Origin of the sequence: Acinetobacter sp. YH16031 (genome assembly GCF_013417335.1) — a bacterium.
Taxonomy (GTDB): domain Bacteria; phylum Pseudomonadota; class Gammaproteobacteria; order Pseudomonadales; family Moraxellaceae; genus Acinetobacter.
Genome location: NZ_VPED01000003.1, coordinates 137,055 through 160,255 on the forward strand (window position 1 = coordinate 137,055; position 23,201 = coordinate 160,255).

Below are 23,201 nucleotides of genomic sequence, written 5' to 3' on the forward strand. Positions count from 1 at the left end.
TGATTCAAAGGCTTTTTTGTTCGGATTGTCGCCTGTTTAAATTTGCGACATGTTCACGGTTGGTTTTCCAGGATTTTTCTAATACTTCCTTCTCCAAGCGAATCTGGATACGTTTAATCTTGGTATCAGAAATAACTCGCTGATTAAAGCTTTTTACATAATCTGTCCAACCTGCGCCTCGAAATACATAATTTGGCATTGAGGTTTTGAATACCGCATCTGGCATAAATACAATCACAGAATGCAACTGGTCTGGCTCAATAATATCAGCCAGCAACTGCTCCAGAACTTTAATGTGCTTATAATTCTGATGAATCGGATTTTGAAATTTATAGCTATTTTTATAAAGTTTTTGTGTCCAGGTCTTTTGTCGCTCGCCACCAAAGATCCAGCCTTTATAGTTTTTGGTTTCAATCACAAACAGGCCATAAGGACTTAATAAGAGATGATCAATTTGTGTTGTATTCCCTTCTCCATCCGGAAGAGTCAAATCGTTTAATAATCGATACTCAGGGTCTTTCAGATAAAGTTTGACATGAGTGGCAACAGCAAACTCTCCCAACTTCCCTTTTAAAAATGGCTTAAATAACTTAAAAACGATTAAACCAATAAAAAGTAGAAGAACCCACCATAAACTGGACCAGAGTTGGCCTAAGATTTGTGTTGCGAACTGATCCATATTTTAATTTTCATTAATTTTATGATTTTGATCTTAATGGGTTCGCTCAATATTTAATAGAATTTCTTTTTTATCCAGACCACCCGCAAAGCCTATCAGCTTACCACTACTGCCAATCACCCGATGACAAGGTGCAATAATCGAGATCGGGTTTTTACCATTGGCAGCCCCCACGGCGCGTACTGCTTTAACATTACCGATCTGTTCAGCGATTTCCCGGTAACTTCGGGTCTGTCCATAAGGAATATTCAGCAAAGCCTGCCAGACTTTTTTCTGGAAATCTGTACCAGCAAAGTCCAAAGGTAACTCAAAAACCTTGCGCTGACCGGCAAAATATTCCTGAAGCTGACGTCGAGCTTCTATCAACACGGGATGCTGTGGATCTTCTACCAGAGTTGCCAATCTAACCCGATTCGGTTTCTCACAATCCCAGAGTACAGCCACCAGTGCCGTTTCATTGGCGACCAGCTGCAACTGTCCTACAGGCGAGTCCATATAAATATAACTGAGTTGCATGGCCCTACTCCTACAGAATCAAGCTTGCCAGTTTTTATTTTACTCGAAATCAGAACTGCTCAACAGCTCTTAGGAGGAGGATAATTTCATCAAAACAAGTCCGGAAATAATCAGCACCGCAGCCAGCATACGCATAGCAGAAGCAGGTTCACCTAAAACTATAACACCGACCAGAAATGAGCCGACTGCGCCAATGCCCGTCCAGATGGTATAGGCAGTTCCTAGAGGCAAAGTACGCATGGCATAGGCCAGCAATACAAAACTGAGCACCATAAAAACAATCGTAAAAATACTCGGTGTGAGTCTGCTAAAACCCTCTGAGAGCTTCATGGAATAGGCCCAGACAATCTCAAATAGTCCAGCGAATACAAGTATAATCCAGGCCATATCGCCTTCCTCCTAATTAACAGAGTCAGGCCGTCCTGACGATTTTTCTTGTTAAATTTTATAAATTTATTCAACAAGGGAGGTCGTTCCCCCTAAAAAAAATAGGCATTTTATAAAACAGATGGCTAAACCAAACTGCCGTTTACAAAATTTGACTGAATGAGAATTAACTTAACCATGTCTTACTCAAATGCTCAGGACAACCTGAAGATTTCAGCCTATCTTAAGGAACGCCAACATGGGACATCGTGTTATGGCATTACAGAAACTTGAGTAAGAAAAACAAACAAGGAATAAGTCCATATTATTAAGTTATGCACATGAATTAAATTTAAAAATAGCGTGGAGATCTTACACAATGAAACACAAAACTAAGACCTATTGATCACTTTTTGTTTGACTTGATTATTAACCTTTGATGAATAAACGATCACTAAAATCAAGGGTTGACATAGGTAAAAAGAACTCCGATTGAGTTCTTTTTATACAATTTTTGTCTAAGATGCAATCAATCAAGCCACAAACGATTACAAAATATGCAACATATCCATATAGTTATCAACATAGATATCTACACACTTATCCATAAAGTTATCCACAGATTTATGCACCTTAAACATTTTAGAGATTAAAGCTGGATTTGACCGACTTTAGCCAGCTCACTACGCATTTCATCAATCACAGCTTTATAATCCGGCTTGCCAAAAATCGCTGAACCGGCCACAAACATATCTGCACCAGCTTCTGCAATTTCACGAATATTTGCTGGTCCCACACCGCCATCTACTTCTAAACGGATATCACGACCTGAAGCATCAATGATCTTGCGCGCCTGACGTAATTTATCCAAAGTCATTGGAATGAATTTCTGTCCGCCAAAGCCAGGGTTCACACTCATTAGAAGTACCTGGTCAACCTTATCCAGTACATAATCCAGGTAATGCAATGGTGTTGCTGGATTAAATACCAGACCGGCTTTAGCACCACCCGATTTGATCAACTGTAAAGAACGGTCAATATGATCAGATGCTTCCGGATGGAACGTAATAATGTCAGCCCCTGCTTCCAGGAAGTCACCAATCATGCGATCTACAGGTTTCACCATGAGATGTACATCAATAGGTGCCTGAATACCATATTTTTTCAATGCCTTACATACACCTGCGCCAAAGGTTAAATTGGGTACATAGTGATTATCCATAACATCGAAATGCACAACGTCTGCACCGGCCTGAAGTACATTTTCAACTTCTTCACCTAAACGGGCAAAGTCGGCAGACAAAATAGAAGGTGCAATTAAATAAGGCTTGGACATGAAAGGACCTGGCTAACTGAAATTGGATTTTTCTCATTATACCAAATCCAGTCCGGCTACTGTGACTTGGATGTTATGTGAATACAATGCTATGTAACGCTGGACAGTATTTATGCTTAACATCACTAGACTTGGACGAAAATGATTGATTAAGACAGGAAAACTCGCATATCCATCAACAAAAAATCGAGGCTAAACACGCCTCGATCATCAGAATATAGAGATATGAATTTTTATACTCAATATTAGAGCTAAACAGGTTGGCTCATTTTTTCTTCGAATGCATGAATCCGTTCAATTCTTTTGTCCAGTTCGGGATGCGATTCCAGATATTTTTTGAGTTTTCCAATCAAACGCAACCATTTCAGTTCAGACTCGGTAATTTGCCGTTCTTTTCCATCAATATTCAGGGTAAAGTTTTTCATTTTTATCGTTTTACTCTGCTCTGCCAGGATTCTAGCGTTTTCAACCCGCTGCAAAAAGTTCGACAAATGGATACTGGATATCTGCTGTTGATGTAAATGTTGCATGGCATAATCATCCGCAGCAAGTTCAAGCGCCTGTGAATATCCCGCATCGGCGAGTACCGCTATAGATGCCGCCACGACATCACTTAAGTCTCCCGTTACCAAGGCAAATAATCCTGCTGCACCCAGGTTGGAAATCACTTTTTGCATGCTATGTTTTTGTACCAGATGACCTTGTTCATGCGCCAGTACTGCAAGAACTTCTTCATCTGCGCCACTGAGCTTGACCAGTTCATCGGTGACAATAATGGTATTGTTCGGAATCGCAGCTGCATTAAGTCTCATGATTTCTCCGCCTTGACGGAAAATAATCTTAGCGGGTTTCCCTACTGCAATTTTTTGTTCATACAATTTTTTTAGATGTGCTTGATGCTCTGCGGAGAGCTTGGATGGCTCAGTTTGCTCAATTAATTTCTGCTCAGTTTGATTTCCTACCTCGATCAAGGTCTGTTCGGGAAGTAATTGAGCGAGCTGCTGGGCCGTATATGGAATTCCCCATTTAAGAATAAAAATTACCGCACATATCACGATAATCATCGAGAAGAAAATCAGGAGTGGAGAACGTTCAAATTTCCATATGGCATGATAGATTTCTTTGGATTTAATCTTTAGCCAATGCGGTGCTTTGGTCAAAAATTCAATCCGACGATCTTCAGGTAATTCGATAATCGGTTTACGTCCCCCGACCCCGCCAATATACGCCATATCGGGATAAGTAAAATAAAAGTCAGCCTCGCTCACTTGCTTGGGTGTTTCTTCACTGAGTTTCAAGGCAATCCCGCGTTGCTGATCAGGGACAATCCATGCACGCTGGGCTTCGGCCAAAACCCCATCATAAAATCTGACTTCAACAGGTCGCTTCATCCTACTTGCCTCTATAACGATGCATCGAAATCAAAGATATCCAGTACTTCATTGGCTATAGCATTAGGATCACGCTGCAAGATATTTTTTAGATTAGTTTCGTCCTCTGCTAGATAGAGTTCTAGGTTAGCCAGTTGATATTCATATAAACGGATGCTCGCCCAAGGGGTCATGAGTCCCAAACTGAGTGCACGCACTATCCAGTTACTGAGTACAATCCAGCTATAGCGCCATGTCGTTACCCGGGTTTTAAAATAGCTTTGACCAAGCTCTACATGATTCCAGGTATACATATATAAGCGTGCAGAGATCATCGGCCAGACCAAGGCCAGGCAAAACAGATAGCTCAACACAACACCTAAGATAAACAGGGTTGTACCGATCAAATCGACCCAGTAAACGATTGCTGCGATCCATACAATGCCGACCAGCAGACATAGACATAAGGGGATATAAACTGCCGACATAAATTTAGACCACTGAATCCCCAGCCTAAACTGAAGTTGTCCGATCGATAAATGATTAAAGCAGTAACGTTTGTATAGCCAGATCACCACTGGGCTGAAAAGAAACAAGGTAAAAATGTTGACCAATATCGCGAGCCATAAGACCCTATAGGCTTCCCGATTGCTTCCACTAAAATGAAACCGGACATTGCCATATTTACTATTCCGAGCCTTAAATTTCAGGGTCATCCGAATTAACCAGGGCAGACAGATTGCAGCAATCAGAAATAATGAACTGGTGGCAAGAATGGAGTAATTGGTCAAGATCACTGTCACTACATACAACTCCAATGCCAGTAGACGACCTAGTAGAATTCGGCTTGGCATGGCGATGAAGTCAAAGCGATGTTTTAACAATTGGGTATTACCGTAGAAATAGCGGATACGGCGTGCCTTTGCCCACGGGCTATACAAAGTAAGCGTAATAATGGTTAACATCAGATTCACCATCCAGATTCCAAAATATTCCGTGGCACTGCCATGAAATCGGAAGCTGTGTTTTTCTAGTGGAGGTGATGGCTGGTCAATCTCTGGTTCAGGCTTATTGTGCATCGTGTTCTTAACTGCAACTGGTTCTACCTGATTTTTGAATAGCAACCTATATGCCATTTTTATTATATTTATTTGATATTCATATAAAAAACTCCAAAAATATGACCTATTTTTGGAGTTTCATTGTACTTTTAAATTTGCTTCGCTTGTGTTGCTAGGCTTATGGATTTAATTGCACAGCATGGAATTGTAGATGGTCATCTACAAAGCTTTGAATAAAATAGTAACCATGATCATAACCCTGATGTTCACGTAAGGTTAATTTCTGGTTCACGGCATCACAAGCTTGCTGAAATAACGCCGGATTCAGCTGGCTATAGAACTGGTCAGAAAAGCCCTGATCAATCAGGATATCGCTAAATAGTGCACCTTTTTCCTGAACCAGCGCAGCTGCATCATGCTTCAACCATTCTTCGCGGTTTTCGCCCAGATAATTCGAGAATGCCTTTTCACCCCATGGACATTGACTTGGTGCACAAATCGGTGCGAATGCCGAAACTGAACAGAATTTTTCCGGATATTTAAAAGCCAAAGTTAAAGCGCCATGTCCACCCATGGAATGACCGAAAATCCCGATCTTATCTGCCTGAACTACGAACTCTTCACACACCAGTTCATACAACTCATCGACGATAAAGCTTTCCATCTGATAATGTTCAGCCCACGGTGCTTGAGTGGCATTAATATAGAATCCGGCACCTTGCCCAATATCCCAGTGATCACCTTTGGCAACATCATCTCCACGCGGAGAAGTGTCTGGTGTAATCAGAATAAGACCAAGCTGGGCCGCCAGACGCTGGGCATGTGCCTTGATTGCAAAAGTTTCTTCAGTACAGGTCAGGCCAGCTAAATAGAACAAAGCAGGACAACTTTCGCCTTCCAGAGCTTGTGGCGGCAGGAAGATTCCAAATCTGGTTGGTTTTTTTAATATTTTAGACTCAAAGCTATAAATCCGCTGTTCACCCTCAAAGCTTCGATTATTCTGTACCAGTTCCATCATCATTCCTTTTTCTATTTTCTAAAGTTATAGATTGGTTTATGGAGTCAAAGCGACAGACGGAGATGCTGAAGTGGTCGTCGCTGGAGGGAAAAGACGCTGTTCCAGTTGTGGCAACATCAATTCCATGTTTTTGCCAATCACCCATTGTGGTTCTGACGGTTCAAATCCCTGAGCTGCTTCCCATTTAGCCACTGTAGTCTTGGCCTGCTCAAAAGAGGCTTTCAGGCTGTTATTTTCACGCATGGCCTCATCAAAGAAAGCACGGCCGAAATAGGTATAATCAGCTTCGTTTGAACAACCGAAAGACTGACGGTCAGCAGCAGAGGCTGTGATAATTAAAGTATTATCATTCTGCAAAGCCGAAGCGAAACTACCTGAAAAACAGGCGGAAATAACAATCACTCGCCAACGCACACCTGAGGCATCCAGAGTATCACGCAACCATTTTGGATCGACTGATGCCAGGTCTAGCGGGGCATTTTCCATTTCAAATTCATTTGGCAAGCCATGTGAGGTCATATACAGGAACAGTACATCACTTTCCCGGTTCATCTGCTGGCCAATACGGCGCAAGGCCAATTCCATGCTGGTTTTGGAAGCAAGTGGAATCTCAGTCCGTGTTGCCGGATGATTCACCAGCATAATCGAACGGCCAAAAGTCCCAAACCGGGTATCAAACTGCTTTTTAATCCGCTCTATTTCTGAATAGAACACATCCTGATAACTCGCGCCAGCCACACCCATAAAGTACCAATGCGACTGTGCAAATTCGCCATATTCAATTGCATCTAGTGCCTTGTTCAGCAAGATCGGCTGAGCATAAAAAGCATCTTCAGCAAAACTTGGTGGAATTTCTTCAACTTTCCAGATGGGCTGATCTTTCACCGAAATCTGCCACACCACCAGGGTAAACAGGGTGGCCAGCATAATCAGTGCCCGTTCCCACCACGGCCATTTTAATTCACGTGAAATCACCCAGACCACAGCCAGACTTTGCCAGACAAACAGCATGACAAATAGGGTCGGAATATAGGCGTAGAAAATATAGGGTAGATAATCCAGATCACCCAGATACTGGATCAGGCTCTGGAACAGCATGATATGCGTATCCAGCACTAGCCAGAGTAGTGCTGGCACCAGCATCAGACGAGGATTATTCACACGTTGGGACAAGAAAATCCCGACAATCAAGGCAATAAAGGGCCAAAGTGCATAACTGATCAAACCTTGAGAGTTAAAATCTCCCATGCGGCCGGAACTGAGCCAGCTAAACAGGCTATTAGCACAGCCGCCCAAAATGCCCCAGAACACCAGTTGTAGAATAGAGGGACGCACCAGTTGCAGCGAACGCCGAGATCCCAGAAATAACCACATCCCGGCAATTTGGTTGCTTTTAAAATCGTGCCAAAAATTGATGGAGGGTTTAAAGTCGATCATATGATTTCAGGGAGATAAGTGGCTCGCTAATGTGCCCAATAAGTTTATGCTTGATATAAGTTTTATCAATGCCAATTTTTAAATATATAACAAATCCTTGATCTATTTTGAAGCAATTCTCATATTAAGTAACCAGTTCATGCTGAAAATAGGCATCAAAACGGCAAGCATCACCAGACCATTGATGATTTGGTTCTTTTCCAGCTAAAAATACAGCCAGACGAGGACGTTTCACCACCACCCGCTTGCCAATTTTTTGTGCCAGTTCCAGCAGATTATCTCCCAGATCCATTTCCCCATCTTCCGGTAAAAGCAGATGTAATAACTGCATCTGTTTTTTCACCTGTGCCTGTTTTTTCGGTGCCTGCTGGTTCTGGTCGCGTTGTGGAAACATCGGGTCCAGATAAACTACATCGACGACCGCATTCTGCTCAGTCTGTGATTTCAGATAATCTGCAGAATCCGAAAAAACCAGATCAATCCGCTTAACCACCGAACTTAGAAAAGTATCCTTTTTCGCTCGGTGATGACTGTCTTCAAGCAGGGTAAATAAAATAGGATGTCGTTCGACCAAGGTCACCTGAGCACCCAAATGTGCCATCAACAGACTGTCATGACCTAGCCCAGCTGTCGCATCGATAAGAGTCGGCTTTTCTCCGAGGTTACAAGCACGAGCAATCATTTCCGATTTTAAAGAGGCACGTTTTAAGCGCCCTACTTCTGCTTGCCAATCTGGTTGCATTTTCATGCCATTGGCACAGAGCCATAGGCCGTCAGCATCAACACACAGTGCCAGTTCGGGATGTAAACGCAAGAAACGTGCATTCAGCTTTTCAATAACCTCAATACTAACCTCTACACCACGAGAAGAAAGCACAGCCTCGAAGTGCTGTGCTTTCTCTTGATACTCAGATTCGGTATATAAGCGAATCGTGCTTACCATAATCTCCAACCTGTAAAGGCAAATAATAAAATCAGTAAACCTGAGGCAATGCGATACCAGGCAAAAACCATGAAATCACGTTTTGCCACATAGGCTACCAAGGCACGGATTAATAAAAGCGCCGAGATGAATGATACGATGATACCGACTGCCAGAACTGTCCAGTCTTCTGTGGTACTGTAAACATCATAGCTTTGATACAGATCGAGCAGGCCTGCACCGATAATAACCGGAATCCCCAAGAAGAATGAAAATTCAGTTGCAGCCTTACGTGATACGCCAAGGAACATCGCCCCGATAATGGTCGCACCTGAACGTGAAGTTCCCGGTATCAGGGATAAGACCTGAATCAGACCGATCCAGATTGCATCTTTCACGGTCAGATCTTCAACTTCCTGGGCACGTACCTTGGGTGGATTCTTTTCAATCCAGATAATGATCAGACCACCAACGATCAAGCCAATGGCAATCGCAATATTATTGAATAGCAGCTCTTTTACGGTTTGCCCTAAGGTCAGGCCAATCAGCACAATGGGAATAGAGGCCAGAATCAGGCCAATCCCTAAACGGCGTCCTTGCGGTTCACCACTTACGATCCCGGTTGCTGCGCCCCAAAGCCGTGCCCAATATTCATAAATAACCGCGGCAATTGCCCCCATCTGAATTGCGACGACAAAAACATCGCTTTTTTCTTTGGTCCAGAAATTCATTAATTCTGAAGCCAAAATCAGATGCCCAGTACTGGAAATAGGCAAAAACTCGGTAATACCTTCAACAATACCCATAATTGCTGCTTTCAGCAGCAGTAAAAGATCCATGCTTAATCCTGATTAACTATGCTTTGCCTTGTTCTGGAATTTTTTTCCATGCGTTATCACGTAAATATACCGGAAGTGCCAATTCTGCACTGACCCAATTTTCTGTTTTTGCTGCTGCACGCGCAATCACGGCAATATCCTGCGCTGTTGCACTAACATTTTTATATTCAGATGCTGTTTCTTGAACTAGATTGACACCTGAACCCACCACAGTAAATTTTACTGCCTCCGCACCTTGTTCATAACTCAAAAGCTGTTCTTCATCAACAGCCTGCATAATCCCTTGAGCATCTAACTGATAACTGGCCACGTAGACTTCATTCATCCGTGCATCCAGTACGGCAGTTACTGCAGTTAAACCATGCAAACGATATGCCGCTTGCGCCAAAGCTTGTAAAGTGGATACCGGAATTACAGGCAGATCATTTGACCAAGCCAAAGCTTGGGTCACAGCCGCATTGATACGAACACCACTAAACGATCCCGGGCCACGACTAAAGGCAATCGCTGTCAGATCAGATACAGCCAAGCCCAGATCATTGAGGCCTTGTTCAATCATTGGGAGAATGGTTTGCGTTTGTGCCTTGGCGCGCGCATCAAGCTGAAAAAATAGTTCTTGAGTATCATTGATCACAGAGACGGAACACTGCTCATTGGCAGTCTCCAATGCCAGCACTTTCATGCACAACCTTAATTTAGAGAATATAAAAAACGTCGAATATAATACTCCACTCATATCTTCTAGGCGAGATTTTCCCAAGCCAGATACAAAAATGCCTAGAAAATTCTAGGCTTAACTGAGGACTTTATTCAGATAACAGCCTAAAGCTGTACTTCTTCCAGGTCCTGAAATTTCTGGAAATGCTCAGCATAGTGCATGGCACTCATTTTCAGTTTCTGAATACTGGCTTCATCTAAAGTTTTCACGACTTTGCCTGGTGAGCCCATCACCACCGAATTATCAGGAATCACCTTTCCTTCTGGAATCAGGGCATTGGCACCGATAATACAATTCTTGCCAATCACGGCATGATTCAAGATCACTGCCTGAATCCCGATCAGGCTATTATCTCCAATCGTGCAACCATGCAGCATGGCCTGATGACCAATGGTCACATAATTCCCAATGTTCATTTCAATCCCAGCATCGGTATGTAGCACGGCATTTTCCTGAACATTGGTGAAGTCACCTAAACGGATTTTGCTGTTATCTGCACGAACGACGGCGCCAAACCAGACACTCACCTGCTTTCCCAGTTCAACCTGTCCAATGACCGTCGCTGTAGGTGCCACCCAACCATCCCATGGCTGATGCGTTGCTTTTGGTGTATGTCCCTGAAATTGATATAACATGGCTGAAATCCTGTTCAACGGTTAAAAAATTTTGAGCGTTTAAACGCAGGTGAATTAAGTAAAAATGGCCAGTCTTTTTTATAGTCAAGCCCGTACTGAAATAGTGAGATCAGCATACGTGCGGTGAGTCCCCAGACAATCTCATTTTCCACCCGCATACTTGGAAAATATAAAGACTGCTGGGCAAACCGCACTTCATAAGGCATGGGCTGGGCTTCCAGCAAATGCTGCAAAGAAGCAAAGAAAATCCGGTCAATTTCTGTCGGTTGAGGAATGAGTTGAATGGTAGGCGGAATTAAACCGACCACAGGCTTAACCAGCATCCCGTTACGTGCCTTTTGCATCGGTAGATCCCCGATCAGATGCACATCAAATGGGTTAAGCGCCGTTTCCTCATACGCCTCTCTCAAAGCCACTACAATATTACTGGTATCTTGCGGGTCGCGTTTACCCCCTGGAAAAGAGACTTCCCCTGCATGATTATTCATATAAGCTGAACGACGTGTCAGCAAAACTTTGGGATCAGCTTCATCTGTGATCGCAATTAATACAGCAGCCTGTGCAGTTTGAATCCGTTTGGAAAATCGTAAATGTTTCTGCAAGCGTTGTATTAATCCCAGCTCATCCATTCATTCAGCTCCCTATGCGACTATAATTTCATCATAGCTGATTTTTGATTTGGCGGGATAGAAATGATGCCAAATTTTGATTTTTCAGTTATCCTGACCTTACTGTTATCATTGATGATGAATATGAACTTCTGTGTGAACTGTGGACATAAAACAACAGAGAAAATTCCTTTAGGCGATCAGAAGGTTCGCAAGGTTTGTACTACATGCGGATATATTCATTACATTAATCCAAAAGTGATTTGCGGTGCATTGGTGCTCTGGGAAGATAAAGTTCTGCTCTGCCGCCGTGCAATTGAACCACGTTATGGACTGTGGACCCTCCCTGCCGGTTATATGGAACTGTTTGAAACCATGGAACAGGGCGCAGCACGTGAAACCCGTGAAGAAGCCGAAGCTGAAGTAGATATTGAACAGCTGTACTGCATGTACAATATTCCGCGGATTGGCCAGATTTATGTCCTGTTTAAATCTCAACTGATTGATGGAAAATTTGGTGCAGGTGAAGAAACCATTGAAGCACGTTTATTTGATGAAGATGAAATTCCCTGGAGTGAACTGGCTTTCCCGAGTGTAGAACATACACTCCGTCATTATTTTGAAGACCGTAAAACCAATAACTTCCCGATGCATCTTGAGACCTTGGGAACTCGTTTGGATCACACAGGTTAAAATGTCTTTTTATAAAAAAGCCCATCATTGGATGGGCTTTTTTCATTATTTGGTTTTGATGCTATAACAATCCGCTAATTTAAATGAAACACTTCCGCCACTTAGCTTGGCCAGATTGGTCTCTTCTGTCGTTTCATCAGTATTATTGTTGTTATAGACTTTCTGGAAGCTGGCATAAGTATTTGCCCAGCCTACGCTTTCTCCAGCTGAGTTGGTAAAGCCCACACGACTGGTTCCATTCAATACATTAGATAAATTGAGTAATGCCCCACCAATCACAATCTTATCCTCTGTATTGGTTGAAGCCTGAATAGTGGAGTTCATACCTACCAAGGCACCATTTAATGAACCAAATACAGGATCAGCGAAGACCAGTCGCATAGATACTGTTTTTTCATCTATAAATGCACGGCCTAAGGTACCGAGACGATATTGTTGAACGCCGTTATTGTCTTTAAGTCCAGCCGGTAAGATATCTCCCTGGCAACCATTAATGCTATCAGTTGCAAGATTGCTCGCGGACTGCATATTGGTACGCACATCACCATTACTATCAATCACAACACCCACTGTAACAGGGCTAATTGAGTTTTCGCTAAATTTAAACTCCATGTTGCCATACATTGGGAAAATATATTCTTCACCTGGCTCTACATTTTCAGCTGTTCTAAAGACTTGACGATCCAGATAGCTGATCGGGAAAATTTTATAAAGATCAATTGAGCCACTATAGTTGTCATCATCAGCATTAAAGCGCCATAAACCAAGACTGGCACGATCAGCATCGCTGAGTTCAGTTTTACCTGTGGCCATCTTATAAAATGCTTCTTTACCGGCAATCACATAATCGCTCAGCAAACGACCTTGGTAAATTTCTAATGGATTGCTGTTGTTAGCCACATTCATTTTATATGGTGCATTTGATGAAAGCATTCTCGTGGCAGGGCTAATCCAGCTGGTTTGCGGTACTGCAGTAATTTGCTGTGGTTTGACCTTACGGATCAATTCCGCATTAATGCCACCCAAAGATCCCAGATTATTGGAGCCCAGTTTTAGCTGAGTGTCACGCCACTGTAGTCCACTGCCAAAGGTATAACCTTGGCGGTCTGTAATCAGGATAAAATGTCCAAATAAATATTTAGTCGTTTTATCTTTAATGTCACATACAGATTTATTACAACCCGCCAGGCCATCGGAACCAGTCAAGTTACTGCTAATAATGCCTGAAGTTGAGAACAGAGAAAATTCCGGTTGATATACTGCTGCACTGGCAATATTGGCCAGTTTTTTTACGACTTCAAAGGCTTGATCATCACTAATCTGGCTAATATCAATAAAAGGTTTAAGGGTTTCTGCCAAATTTGCATCTGTCAGGCTGATATCTTTATTAATTTTGCCCAGATTCTTTCGCATATCTTCTGTGATATACAAGGGCTGTACATCCGTCGGATTATAGATACGGCCTTTTTCCAGTGCCAAGGTCTGCCAGATTTTGACCAGTTTCATCGCCACCTGCACGGTTGGATCTGTCTGTTCGATTCTGGCAATATTACGACCGGTAATTCCCTTAGCAATATCAAGTACACTTAGTCGGGGTAATTGACTCGATGTACTGAGGTTCATATATTCAGAAAGCTTTACAGTACCCAACTTGATTTTGGTATCACTAAAACTTTTCAGATAAAATTCAATACTATCTGCTTTTTGACAAGTACCTGATGCCACACCATCATTTTGGTCAAATAAAGTAATAAAGGTATTTTCTTTATCACCACTACAATTAAAGTTAAGACCATCAATTGGATATTCAAGCCCCCATTCCAGACAATTCGTTGCAGTAGCAGAGCAGGAACCATTCGTGGTGGCTTCATCATTTTGTTCTGGTATGACATTCGCACTTTCACCTCCGCATCCGCTGAGGGCGGCAAATAAAGCAGTGAAAGCAAATGGATATAATATTTTATTTTTCATCTTATTCTACTCGAATCGTCCTTATCGAATGGCAACTAGTTTTAGTTGTCCATAATTTGTCAGCATCTTGTCTTCAACATCTATGGCTGAAGCGAGTGGGGTCATTAATACATATTGGCTTTGCGCAGGAATCTGAATAATTCCCTGTATCTTCTCATGTTGAATAATATTGGCTTGTGCTTCCTGATTTTTGAAACCGCCCGCCCCTTCTAAAACACAGCCTCGTTTATCCAGAAATACAACAAATGGCCAGTAATAGGCAGGATTATTCTGACGGGAAGCATAAGACTGAATCTGAATATTTTTAATATCAGATTTTAGCTTCACAATTTCATAATCAAACTCATCTGATTTCAGCGGTGCCCGTGGCCACAGATTAATGGATTTACCTGCACTAATCTCTTTCGCATTCTTAACTTTTTTATCTTTAAAACACTGCTTACCTAAGCTTTCTATAGATTCAGGCTGAGAAATACGGTAGTAGGTTTGGGCCAGTACGACTGGACCAGAATCTACGACAGGTTGTTGAAACAAGGATTTTATAATCGACTGTCCTACTCCTTTTTCACGCTCAATCGTCTGTACACGTGTTGATCCAATATTTTTATCAACTATCCCTTCAGGCATGCTATAGAAACGTTTTTTACCTTCTAGATTAAATTCTTTATTTTCCAGATATTCACTATCCACATATTCCACCCCTTCAATCTGACTGAAATTCTGTTTTTGAACAGGATCAGGTACTGTCTGAATGACAGGTTCATAGATTTGAGGCTGTGCCACTGGTGGTAATTGTTGCGGTAATCTAGACTCAACGTGTTTAGTTGGTTGTACTGGTTGTACTGGTTGTACTGGTTGTACTGGTTGTACTGGTTGTACTGGTTGTACTGGTTGTACTGGTTGTACTGGTTGTACTGGTTGTACTGGTTGTACTGGTTGTACTGGTTGTACTGGTTGTACAACCATATTATTTTTTTGCTCACCTGTTGTCACACTTTTTTCCACCGCCTTTGGCTCGGATTTTTTCAGATCCTGTGCAGTAGATGTAACGGGCGTAGTCAATTTTTTCGGAGTAGTGGCCGCTTGGTTTTTTGTTGTTTCTTTCTGCTCATTATTTTGACGTGGCACAACTAATGGTCGCCCATCGGGCCCAATGATCGTAATAAACTCTCTGGCATTTGTATAAAAAGACCATGGTACCAGACTTAATGCCAGTACCATTTTTATCCCTAAGTTCCCTGTTCTGATCATTTCTTCCTTACCAACGGGTGCGATAGTTCAAACCTAAAATTGTGATCTTGGTATCTGTTTTGACATTCAAGCCTGCATATGGATTCAGTAACAGGTTATTTACCCCGGTCTGGTTCGCTAGGCTACTGGTATTTGCTGGAATATTATCTTTACTGCGTAAGAAACCAATAGATAGATCCAGATCCGTATCTGCGTCAAAACGGTAGCCCACTCCTAAACCAAATAGCTGTGCACCATTAATCGGTACCATAGTATTGCGTTTATCTTTTGGAATGGCACTGGTACGTGGTTCATAGCCAGCACGAAGTTTCAGTCGGTCAGTTGCTGAATACTCTACTCCGATCCCGAAGTTCCATGGCGACTCAAACCCAAGCGGTAATGCAAGTGAAGAATCCGTTACATTGGCAGATAACAGTTTGGCAATCTTCAAGGCAGAAAGGGTGCGGTCGAACTCAAACTTGAATTGATCCCAAGCAGCATAATCAGTCCAGCCAATATCAAAATTGACCTGCAAATCTGGCATCACCTTATACTTAATCCCCGCCTGAAAGTGAGCTGGGTATTCGAAATCCATGGAAACCAGACCCGACTCACTTGAAGGAATATAATTTGGAAAACCAAGAATTGCAGCTAAAATCTGGCCAGTTGGAGAGGTCATCAGACCTTTAATCATTTCCTGTGGTGCTTTGGCATTATCGATATGATATTTACCTTTTAAGCGCATTTTGGCCGCACTCTGGTAAACCATACCAAAACTGAAATCTTCAGTTGGCTCCCATAGAACACCCAGGTTATAGCTTGGACTTAAATTTTGTTCTAATGAAAGTTGCATTTGGCCAAATTTACCAAATGGGTTCATCCCTTCATCAGCATTACAGATCCCGAGCAGCAAGATATCAGTAATGATGTCAGAATTTTCTTTAAATGGTGTACATACGACTTCATCAATCATACGCAACATGCCAATCAGCTCATTGGGAAAACGTAAATCCGTTTTCATGGCAATGGCTTGATAAGACATCCCGATTGAAGCACCAATCGAAAGCTGGTCGTTGACTTCATAACCAATTGATGGAGATAAATAGGTAATTCGCTCCAGAGCAACCTGTTGTCCCATAAAATTGGCAGGGTTACCATCCTCATGACCAAAACCTGCCACTAGCGGTGCATAAACGGCAGTTGCATACGTTGCTTTAGAACCTGGTGGTTTATAAGAGACCCCCATGGTAGGTGCTGCCATCGGGAGGCCTTCACCCAAATCCACCATTTTTTTCAGGATAGGTACGTAGAGACTGACATACTCTACATCACCCTTCACTGGGCCTTTAAAATCTGTACATAAATCAGAAGATACTTCAGGCCCATCATTACAGACCATTGGATCATCTGAATAACCAAAAACGTTATATCCAGCAGGAACATTAAATTCACGCTGAATATCAAAGTTCGCAACAATAATTTGCTGTTCGGTTTGTAAGCCTTCAATTTTAGCCAATGCAGCCGGGTTAAAGTGAATTGCATTCACTCCTGGCGGATCTGCAGTAACCGCGTTCCCCATAGACAATGCACGCAGGTCAACAGAAAGGTTGGTCCCTAATTGTGCAAAGGTATAACTTGAACAGCCCGCAAGAATAATTCCTGTTAATAACGGGCTAAGTCGAATGTTTTTCATACGACACCCCTATTAACTGAATTTCTTACCGAAACCTAAAATATCAAGTGGGAATGAAAGTCCCAGTGAAACATCTGGTGCATCTTCGGTCAGCCCCAATCCGACCGTACCATTTACAATGGTTTCTGGGGATACACGCACCCCTAAAGAAATCGCAAAAGTCGAGCTAGTCTGATCAGCTGCTGAATAGCTTTCACCCGTGTGATACTTAAATTCTGCACCAGTATTAAAGCTTTGCTGATATGACATGGTCATGGAGACATCATAGTTAAATGAATAAGCAAAACCGAAAGCAAAACCACCACTAATCCCTGGTTCAAACTCTTCAATAATGCGTGTACCGCGACGCTGATCTAAGCCCGATTCTTTAAACCCATAATTTGCAGAAACTGAGGCAAACAGCACCACTGGGTCAATATATTTACGTGTACTCGCCCCCACACCGGCTGAGTAATATCCCTTACCTGCAGCCAGATCTTTTGCTGCATTAATTTCATATGGACTATCACCTGTTTTAGTCGATAAATTAGCAAATAAAATAAGTGGTAAACGACCTGCTTTTAAAGGGAATGGCTCCCAACGTGCACCTAGACTAATATCCCCTAGTCCTGCTGTAGAGGTATCCTTTAACAAATCTGTCTTAGCAACTAAAGGTAAGGAAGCTGTTAAGGTCAGGTTATCTTTCACCCCGTACTGAAAAGTGAAAGTATTGGTCAGGCTATGCGTTGCATTTTCCTGAACACGGAGTTGATACAACTGGCCCTGTGCCATTTCCATATCGAGTTGTGTATCTCGATAATAGGTATAATCAATATCGTAATAGGATGAAATCTCACCTTGTTTAATGAGTGAGTATTGACGCTCATTTGAAGTAAATACTTCTTCTAGACTCGCTTCCTGAGTAGCATCTCCTTCTTTTTTCTGTAAGGCTTGAGATGCATCTACTGCTTGAGTGGCTGGAGCTTCAACAGGTGCAGCAGTTTCAACAACAGCTTCTTCCCGAACTGTTTCATATCCTCCCAGTTCAGGCTCTTCTACAGCTTCCTCCTGAACTGTTTCATACCCCCCAAGTTCAGGCTCTTCTACAGCCTGGGTTTCTGCTGGTTCAGGCTGAATATCAACGGATGCGGCAGTCTCGACTACTTCTTCCTCAACCGTTTCATACTCACCCAGTTCAGGCTCATCCGCAGCCCATGCCACTCCCATGACCATCTGAATGCTGAGCGCCAAGAATGTCTTGTTCATCCATTTACTGTTCATATCCATTTCACCATTTTTAATTTTTCTATAGCCATCTTTTCGTTTTATTTATTCTTGTAATAAAGTCTGAGAAAATTATATTGATATTCCCCAAATTTTTCTGAATCTACATTACGGTTACGATCCATACGGATAGTCGATGCTTTATCGGCAATTTTATCCATATAGAACTGTGGATACTGCATATCAACTAAAGCATAACGGTTAATGGTTGCATCTTCGACATGACGCATATCCGAATCTTTTAATGCCAAAAAGTTTTTTCGATATTGTTCAGGGACATTAATTAAGAATAAAGTATTGTTTTCCCAAATTTCCTTAAATCGCTGTTCATCAAAACTGATATTACCCAGTGCCGGATCGGCAACATACACCCGCCCATTTTTATAAGCTTTGTACACGACAAAATGTTTAAATCCTGCATAGGAAATAGGAACAATGGCGGGTTGTCCCTGTTTAACCAGATCTTCAAATTCCCCGCGATAGCCACCACTTTCTAGGCCTAAAGCAGCAACAAAACGCTTCATATCAAGAAGGGAAAAGCTACGACGTTCGATGATTTTATCCGTTTCACCAAATTTCATTAAGCCATTCATGACTTGCTGTTCACCCAACTGGGTACCCACATAGCCATTTAATAAAGTCGTAAGTGCTGCTGAACCGCAACTATAATCATAAGCCTGACGCACAATTCCCTGAAACTGGTCTAACAGTGCAGGTTTGACTTCCACATGTTCACGGTGCATACGCACAAAAGAGTCATTTCTTGAATCAAGAACTTCAGTATAGTGAACAGCGCCTGGAGGCTGTTTTTTAATATCCAGAGCTTCTTTGGCAGCGTAATACATCAATGCCGAGCCCAATGCAATCTCTAACATATTCTTTTACTTTTCTTATCATTGGCATGATGTGCCTAATTTTTCTTTTTATAGAGTGTTCACTCTACTTCCCTGTAACTAGAAAGATACCTTCTTTTTCAAAAAAATACAGTCTTTTTTTATTTTTTTAGATAGATGTTGTAGTCATAAAAAAGCGCGTGTAAACACGCGCTTTTTTAAGGTAAAAATTAGTGACCAGCGATCGTAATAATAGCACCTGGAACATAAGTACCTTGTGCTGGACTAAAGTAAGTTTGCAGACCTTGAATTTCCATGTCACCAATTGAAGCTGCAGTACGGCTACCTAAGTGAATACCTTTCACATAGTTATCATGTGCGCCACTTGTGCTCAGAATACGAATGAAACCATCGTTTGCACTTGATTCGCCAAATACACTAATGCTTTGGTTAAGTTTCAAATCTTTAGAGTTAGCATCTGTCAACTTAATGCTTTCAATGAAGATTTCACCTGGGCCTGAGGTGGTTACACCTGCAGCAACTTGTCCACCAGTCGTTGAATTATCAAGAATACCCAAATCTGTAATTGTTAAGCCGCCAATCATTGTTGCATTCAACTTAATCATTGCACCCTGTGGAGCAGCACCTAATTGAATATTGGCAGACATTGGACCTGTTTTAAGTGATAGGCCAGATAAGATATGATTAGTTGCACCTTGACCACCACGACGAATGCTAGTTGCTGTAGCTGCTGGTTCATCACCTGATGCTACTACCCCGATTTTACCAATATTGATATCCAAGCCAGATACTTCAGCGGCAATGTTGATGAACGGGTTACCAGCACCAGCATCTGAGTCAATGGTCAAATCTGCAAGGTTACGTGACTCTAGTAAAAATGCACCATTGTTATCATAGTTTGCGCCAACTACAATACCATGTGCTGTAGTAGCGCCTGTACCGTTTGCTTCAATAACAATTGCACCCGCCTCACCTGTACCACCAGCACCACTGTAACCATCATTATCATGGATAAATAGTTTTTCAATTTCAATTTTTGAAATACCGATACCGATTTTCAAACCGTCCTGACCTGTAGTCGCGCTTAGAGATGCATCGTCCAGTGATTGCATCGCCATTGCGTTTGCACTAAAAGCAACTGAAGCAGCTAAAGCCAATTTTGTGAATTTTTTCATTGTTTACTCTCCCAAGAGTACTATTTTTTTTGGTTGTGAATCACTCAGTGCTGACGTTGTGTTTTTTATTTTCTGACAACGCAAAGCATCTTTCCTTGAGTAATTTTGCTCGCCCACTTAAATTAACGTCGAGTCATATTTTGATCAACTGTTGTTGGTCGCAATATTGAGCTTACCGACAAACGGTATTTGATGATTTAGAAATATTTTTTCCCATTCTTGATATAAAATACCGGGTCATATCGGAATATGCGCTACTGAATGAACGAAGCTCCTTACCATTGTCCTTTAAGTTTTGCATCTCTTCAGCTTAAAGATCTATTGCATGCATTAAGCCCCTTAGATCACCTGATATATTTAAATAATAATGGGCAGCCTTTTATTGCCTGCTGTGCACAGAAATATTTTATGGTGCAGGATGGACAAACTCAGTCATTTAAGAGAGTGGATATCGAGCAATATCAGGCTGATATAGCTGAACTCAGCTTAGAGCTTGATCAAACTCCAGATATTAAAGCGAATGAATTTTCTGGAGGTTATGTTGGGTTTATTGGCTATGATTACGCTGCTCAACAGCACACCCAATACCCAGAGCGAGCTCAACCTAGCCTATTTATCGGGCAGTTTGATTCTTATATTAAGTTTGAAGCTGAACAATGGGTATTCTATAGTCATGATCCGCAAGCAGAAGATATTTTCAATCATCTTCAAAATCTATTAAATCAAGCCTCTATACCATCACAATTTCAATTAAAAACCCTTTGCAACCCACGTTGGGACAAATCTCGCTATGCACAGGCATTTCAGGATATTCAGGATTATATTCTAGCCGGTGATTGTTACCAGATTAACTTAACCCAAGAATTTACAGCACTGGCTGAAGGTTCATTATTAGAAACTGCACATGCTTTCTGGACATTAACCAATGCGCCATATGCGGGCTATCTTCGTATAGGTGATTTTGAATTATTGAGCTGTTCACCTGAACTGTTTATTGATTTTGAAGCACATCGAAAAATTGTCACCAAACCGATTAAAGGTACCATGCCACGTTTTGCCGATCCGGTGCTTGATGAGCAATCCAAACAACGATTAAAAGACTCAAAGAAGGATCAGGCTGAAAATATCATGATTGTAGATTTACTACGCAATGACCTCAGTGTTTATGCAGAAACAGGTTCAGTCAAAACACCTAAACTATTCAATATTGAGTCATTTAATCAGGTACATCATATGGTCAGCGAAGTCGAAGCGACCTTAAAAGAAGGTGTGCATCCTTTTGATGTATTGCTGTCTGCACTTCCAGGTGGATCAATTACCGGTGCACCAAAGATTCGTGCCATGCAAATTATTGAAGAGTTAGAAGGTGCTCCACGTGGAGCGTATTGTGGTTCATTAGGTTATTTTAATTTTGATGGAACAGGAAGCTGGAATATTCTGATTCGCTCGATTCAGAAATATCAGGATGAGGTTTCACTTTGGGCTGGTGGCGGAATTACGATTTCTTCTGACTGTGATGCGGAATATCAGGAATGTTTTGATAAGGTTGATGCCATGCTGGATTTACTCAATACCTGGTATAAACCTAAATAAATAAAAAAGCGACTCGGTTGAGCCGCTTTTTTATAAATCTCCCCTAACCCCTCTTTGTAAAAGAGGGGATTCTCTCTCTTTAAAAAGAAAAAGGTTCCCTCCTTTATCAAAGGAGGGTTAGGGTGGATTTAATTAAGCTAAAATATCATTCTTCAATGTATCTACTAAACGCTGATTCTGCTCATCTGTACCAATGGTAATACGTAAAAATTGATTGATACGAGGTTTATTAAAATAACGTACGATAATGCCGCGTTCCCGTAATTCAGCCGCTAACTCACCTGCATCTTTTGATGGTAGTGAAGCAAAAATAAAGTTCGCACTTGATGGCAAGACTTTGAAACCAAGCTCATTCAACTGATTAACCAGTTTTTCACGACTGGCAATTACTTTGGCATTTTGTGCTTCAAAGTATTCCTGATCTTCGAATGAAGCGACCGCAGCCGCAATGGCAAAACGATCCATTGGATAAGAGTTAAAGCTGTTTTTTACCGCTTCAAGCGCTGCAATCAGATGTGGTTGGGCAATCGCAAAACCGACACGTAAGCCTGCTAAAGAGCGGGATTTTGAAGTCGTTTGACAGACTACTAGATTCTCATATTTCTCAACCAAACTCACTGCTGATTCAGCACCAAAATCTACATAGGCTTCATCAATGACGACTACTGAATCTGGATTCGCCTGCAGAATTTCTTCAATGGCAGACAAACTAAGCGCAATACTGGTTGGCGCATTCGGATTGGTGATGATAATGCCGCCATTTGGCTGTTTATAATCATCTACCACAATTTCAAAATTTTCATTGAGCGGCAAGATTTTGGTTTTGACACCAAAGAACTGGCTATAAACTGGATAGAAGCTATAGGTAATATCTGGATAAAGCAGTGGCTGTTCCTGAATAAAGAAAGCTTTAAAGATATGTGCCAAGACTTCATCAGAACCATTGCCCACAAAGACATTTTCAACAGTAACATTTTGCTGTTTAGCTATGGCATGTTTCAATTCAGACGCATCTGGATCTGGATAAAGACGTAAAACATCTGCGCCATTGGCTAAAACTTTTTGCACCGCTTCCACGACTTTCGGTGATGGTGGATACGGATTTTCATTGGTATTTAATTTTAAAAGGTTTTGAATTTTGGGCTGTTCGCCTGGGACGTAAGGCTCTAGCTCACGGACTTCAGGGCTCCAAAAACGCATTTGCTCTATGGTGATATTCGACAT

Annotated in this window: 22 protein-coding genes; 2 read left to right on the forward strand and 20 right to left on the reverse strand. The window is 41.8% G+C overall.

All coding sequences use genetic code 11. The annotated features are described in order from the left end of the window. Positions 1-4: 4 nt before the first annotated feature. From FTV31_RS02585 to FTV31_RS02645, 13 genes are all read right to left on the reverse strand, one after another. A complete protein-coding gene (locus tag FTV31_RS02585; RefSeq protein WP_180012884.1) occupies positions 5-679 on the reverse strand; it encodes a nuclease-related domain-containing protein in 675 nt (224 codons plus the stop codon). A 33-nt stretch (positions 680-712) separates the two neighbouring features. Further along, positions 713-1,195 carry a methylated-DNA--[protein]-cysteine S-methyltransferase gene (locus tag FTV31_RS02590; protein WP_180012885.1) on the reverse strand — a complete coding sequence of 161 codons (483 nt, stop codon included), beginning with the start codon at positions 1,193-1,195 and terminating at the stop codon, positions 713-715. 69 nt (positions 1,196-1,264) lie between these two features. Beyond that, positions 1,265-1,582, reverse strand: a complete 318-nt coding sequence (gene sugE, locus FTV31_RS02595) for a quaternary ammonium compound efflux SMR transporter SugE (RefSeq protein WP_180012886.1) — start codon at positions 1,580-1,582, stop codon at positions 1,265-1,267. 628 nt (positions 1,583-2,210) lie between these two features. Beyond that, positions 2,211-2,897, reverse strand: coding sequence for a ribulose-phosphate 3-epimerase (rpe, locus tag FTV31_RS02600; protein WP_034170624.1), 687 nt, complete (start codon positions 2,895-2,897; stop codon positions 2,211-2,213). A 251-nt stretch (positions 2,898-3,148) separates the two neighbouring features. Further along, positions 3,149-4,288: a M48 family metallopeptidase gene (locus tag FTV31_RS02605; RefSeq protein WP_180012887.1), complete on the reverse strand. Its 1,140-nt coding sequence runs from the start codon at positions 4,286-4,288 to the stop codon at positions 3,149-3,151. Between the two features lie 11 nt (positions 4,289-4,299). Further along, positions 4,300-5,346, reverse strand: a complete 1,047-nt coding sequence (locus tag FTV31_RS02610) for a YjgN family protein (protein ID WP_257227132.1) — start codon at positions 5,344-5,346, stop codon at positions 4,300-4,302. 160 nt (positions 5,347-5,506) lie between these two features. Next, a complete protein-coding gene (gene fghA / locus FTV31_RS02615) occupies positions 5,507-6,343 on the reverse strand; it encodes an S-formylglutathione hydrolase (protein WP_180012905.1) in 837 nt (278 codons plus the stop codon). 39 nt (positions 6,344-6,382) lie between these two features. Next, positions 6,383-7,783, reverse strand: coding sequence for a C13 family peptidase (locus tag FTV31_RS02620; RefSeq protein ID WP_166136755.1), 1,401 nt, complete (start codon positions 7,781-7,783; stop codon positions 6,383-6,385). A gap of 124 nt (positions 7,784-7,907) precedes the next feature. After that, complete coding sequence (locus tag FTV31_RS02625; protein WP_180012889.1) at positions 7,908-8,726, reverse strand: class I SAM-dependent methyltransferase; 819 nt, start codon at positions 8,724-8,726, stop codon at positions 7,908-7,910. After that, the gene (locus FTV31_RS02630; RefSeq protein WP_005234173.1) at positions 8,720-9,544 is read right to left on the reverse strand and encodes an undecaprenyl-diphosphate phosphatase; all 825 of its coding nucleotides are present in this window, start codon (positions 9,542-9,544) and stop codon (positions 8,720-8,722) included. The genes FTV31_RS02625 and FTV31_RS02630 overlap by 7 nt, the downstream gene beginning before the upstream one ends. 16 nt (positions 9,545-9,560) lie before the next feature. Then, positions 9,561-10,226: a tRNA (adenosine(37)-N6)-threonylcarbamoyltransferase complex dimerization subunit type 1 TsaB gene (gene tsaB / locus FTV31_RS02635; RefSeq protein ID WP_180012890.1), complete on the reverse strand. Its 666-nt coding sequence runs from the start codon at positions 10,224-10,226 to the stop codon at positions 9,561-9,563. 140 nt (positions 10,227-10,366) lie between these two features. Then, the gene (locus FTV31_RS02640) at positions 10,367-10,897 is read right to left on the reverse strand and encodes a gamma carbonic anhydrase family protein (protein ID WP_180012891.1); all 531 of its coding nucleotides are present in this window, start codon (positions 10,895-10,897) and stop codon (positions 10,367-10,369) included. A 14-nt stretch (positions 10,898-10,911) separates the two neighbouring features. Next, positions 10,912-11,526, reverse strand: a complete 615-nt coding sequence (locus FTV31_RS02645) for a CoA pyrophosphatase (protein ID WP_004783401.1) — start codon at positions 11,524-11,526, stop codon at positions 10,912-10,914. Positions 11,527-11,649: 123 nt separating this feature from the next. Here FTV31_RS02645 and FTV31_RS02650 point away from each other — a divergent pair, with 123 nt between their 5' ends. Further along, positions 11,650-12,198 (forward strand): NUDIX hydrolase, encoded by a 549-nt coding sequence (locus FTV31_RS02650; RefSeq protein WP_166136775.1) that lies wholly within the window; start codon positions 11,650-11,652, stop codon positions 12,196-12,198. 45 nt (positions 12,199-12,243) lie between these two features. Here the strand turns inward: FTV31_RS02650 and FTV31_RS02655 are convergent, their stop codons facing one another. The 6 genes from FTV31_RS02655 to FTV31_RS02680 all read right to left on the reverse strand — a co-directional run bounded on the left by FTV31_RS02655 (position 12,244) and on the right by FTV31_RS02680 (position 20,384). Then, a complete protein-coding gene (locus FTV31_RS02655) occupies positions 12,244-14,169 on the reverse strand; it encodes a hypothetical protein (protein WP_180012892.1) in 1,926 nt (641 codons plus the stop codon). Between the two features lie 21 nt (positions 14,170-14,190). After that, positions 14,191-15,420 (reverse strand): putative pilus assembly protein FilE, encoded by a 1,230-nt coding sequence (gene filE / locus FTV31_RS02660; RefSeq protein ID WP_180012893.1) that lies wholly within the window; start codon positions 15,418-15,420, stop codon positions 14,191-14,193. A gap of 7 nt (positions 15,421-15,427) precedes the next feature. After that, positions 15,428-17,092, reverse strand: a complete 1,665-nt coding sequence (locus tag FTV31_RS02665) for an OmpP1/FadL family transporter (RefSeq protein WP_180012894.1) — start codon at positions 17,090-17,092, stop codon at positions 15,428-15,430. Between the two features lie 12 nt (positions 17,093-17,104). Next, positions 17,105-18,358, reverse strand: a complete 1,254-nt coding sequence (locus FTV31_RS02670) for a hypothetical protein (RefSeq protein WP_180012895.1) — start codon at positions 18,356-18,358, stop codon at positions 17,105-17,107. Positions 18,359-18,396: 38 nt separating this feature from the next. Beyond that, positions 18,397-19,230: a C39 family peptidase gene (locus tag FTV31_RS02675; protein WP_180012896.1), complete on the reverse strand. Its 834-nt coding sequence runs from the start codon at positions 19,228-19,230 to the stop codon at positions 18,397-18,399. A gap of 188 nt (positions 19,231-19,418) precedes the next feature. Further along, a complete protein-coding gene (locus FTV31_RS02680) occupies positions 19,419-20,384 on the reverse strand; it encodes a DUF6160 family protein (RefSeq protein ID WP_180012897.1) in 966 nt (321 codons plus the stop codon). A gap of 261 nt (positions 20,385-20,645) precedes the next feature. Between FTV31_RS02680 and FTV31_RS02685 the strand changes: the two genes are divergently transcribed. Then, positions 20,646-21,977 (forward strand): anthranilate synthase component I family protein, encoded by a 1,332-nt coding sequence (locus FTV31_RS02685; protein WP_180012898.1) that lies wholly within the window; start codon positions 20,646-20,648, stop codon positions 21,975-21,977. Between the two features lie 132 nt (positions 21,978-22,109). Here the strand turns inward: FTV31_RS02685 and hisC are convergent, their stop codons facing one another. Next, positions 22,110-23,201 carry a histidinol-phosphate transaminase gene (gene hisC / locus FTV31_RS02690; protein WP_180012899.1) on the reverse strand — a complete coding sequence of 364 codons (1,092 nt, stop codon included), beginning with the start codon at positions 23,199-23,201 and terminating at the stop codon, positions 22,110-22,112.

What these genes read in the sequence shown, in the direction of transcription:
- sugE (WP_180012886.1), bottom strand. Translation starts at nt 1,582, where the DNA reads ATGGCCTGGATTATACTTGTATTCGCTGGACTATTTGAGATTGTCTGG.
- fghA (WP_180012905.1), bottom strand. Translation starts at nt 6,343, where the DNA reads ATGGAACTGGTACAGAATAATCGAAGCTTTGAGGGTGAACAGCGGATT.
- rpe (WP_034170624.1), bottom strand. Translation starts at nt 2,897, where the DNA reads ATGTCCAAGCCTTATTTAATTGCACCTTCTATTTTGTCTGCCGACTTT.
- FTV31_RS02585 (WP_180012884.1), bottom strand. Translation starts at nt 679, where the DNA reads ATGGATCAGTTCGCAACACAAATCTTAGGCCAACTCTGGTCCAGTTTA.
- FTV31_RS02625 (WP_180012889.1), bottom strand. Translation starts at nt 8,726, where the DNA reads ATGGTAAGCACGATTCGCTTATATACCGAATCTGAGTATCAAGAGAAA.
- FTV31_RS02630 (WP_005234173.1), bottom strand. Translation starts at nt 9,544, where the DNA reads ATGGATCTTTTACTGCTGCTGAAAGCAGCAATTATGGGTATTGTTGAA.
- FTV31_RS02610 (WP_257227132.1), bottom strand. Translation starts at nt 5,346, where the DNA reads ATGCACAATAAGCCTGAACCAGAGATTGACCAGCCATCACCTCCACTA.
- FTV31_RS02655 (WP_180012892.1), bottom strand. Translation starts at nt 14,169, where the DNA reads ATGAAAAATAAAATATTATATCCATTTGCTTTCACTGCTTTATTTGCC.
- FTV31_RS02640 (WP_180012891.1), bottom strand. Translation starts at nt 10,897, where the DNA reads ATGTTATATCAATTTCAGGGACATACACCAAAAGCAACGCATCAGCCA.
- FTV31_RS02620 (WP_166136755.1), bottom strand. Translation starts at nt 7,783, where the DNA reads ATGATCGACTTTAAACCCTCCATCAATTTTTGGCACGATTTTAAAAGC.
- hisC (WP_180012899.1), bottom strand. Translation starts at nt 23,201, where the DNA reads ATGTCGAATATCACCATAGAGCAAATGCGTTTTTGGAGCCCTGAAGTC.
- FTV31_RS02685 (WP_180012898.1), top strand. Translation starts at nt 20,646, where the DNA reads ATGAACGAAGCTCCTTACCATTGTCCTTTAAGTTTTGCATCTCTTCAG.
- FTV31_RS02645 (WP_004783401.1), bottom strand. Translation starts at nt 11,526, where the DNA reads ATGGATGAGCTGGGATTAATACAACGCTTGCAGAAACATTTACGATTT.
- filE (WP_180012893.1), bottom strand. Translation starts at nt 15,420, where the DNA reads ATGATCAGAACAGGGAACTTAGGGATAAAAATGGTACTGGCATTAAGT.
- tsaB (WP_180012890.1), bottom strand. Translation starts at nt 10,226, where the DNA reads ATGAAAGTGCTGGCATTGGAGACTGCCAATGAGCAGTGTTCCGTCTCT.
- FTV31_RS02675 (WP_180012896.1), bottom strand. Translation starts at nt 19,230, where the DNA reads ATGTTAGAGATTGCATTGGGCTCGGCATTGATGTATTACGCTGCCAAA.
- FTV31_RS02605 (WP_180012887.1), bottom strand. Translation starts at nt 4,288, where the DNA reads ATGAAGCGACCTGTTGAAGTCAGATTTTATGATGGGGTTTTGGCCGAA.
- FTV31_RS02590 (WP_180012885.1), bottom strand. Translation starts at nt 1,195, where the DNA reads ATGCAACTCAGTTATATTTATATGGACTCGCCTGTAGGACAGTTGCAG.
- FTV31_RS02680 (WP_180012897.1), bottom strand. Translation starts at nt 20,384, where the DNA reads ATGAAAAAATTCACAAAATTGGCTTTAGCTGCTTCAGTTGCTTTTAGT.
- FTV31_RS02670 (WP_180012895.1), bottom strand. Translation starts at nt 18,358, where the DNA reads ATGGATATGAACAGTAAATGGATGAACAAGACATTCTTGGCGCTCAGC.
- FTV31_RS02650 (WP_166136775.1), top strand. Translation starts at nt 11,650, where the DNA reads ATGAACTTCTGTGTGAACTGTGGACATAAAACAACAGAGAAAATTCCT.
- FTV31_RS02665 (WP_180012894.1), bottom strand. Translation starts at nt 17,092, where the DNA reads ATGAAAAACATTCGACTTAGCCCGTTATTAACAGGAATTATTCTTGCG.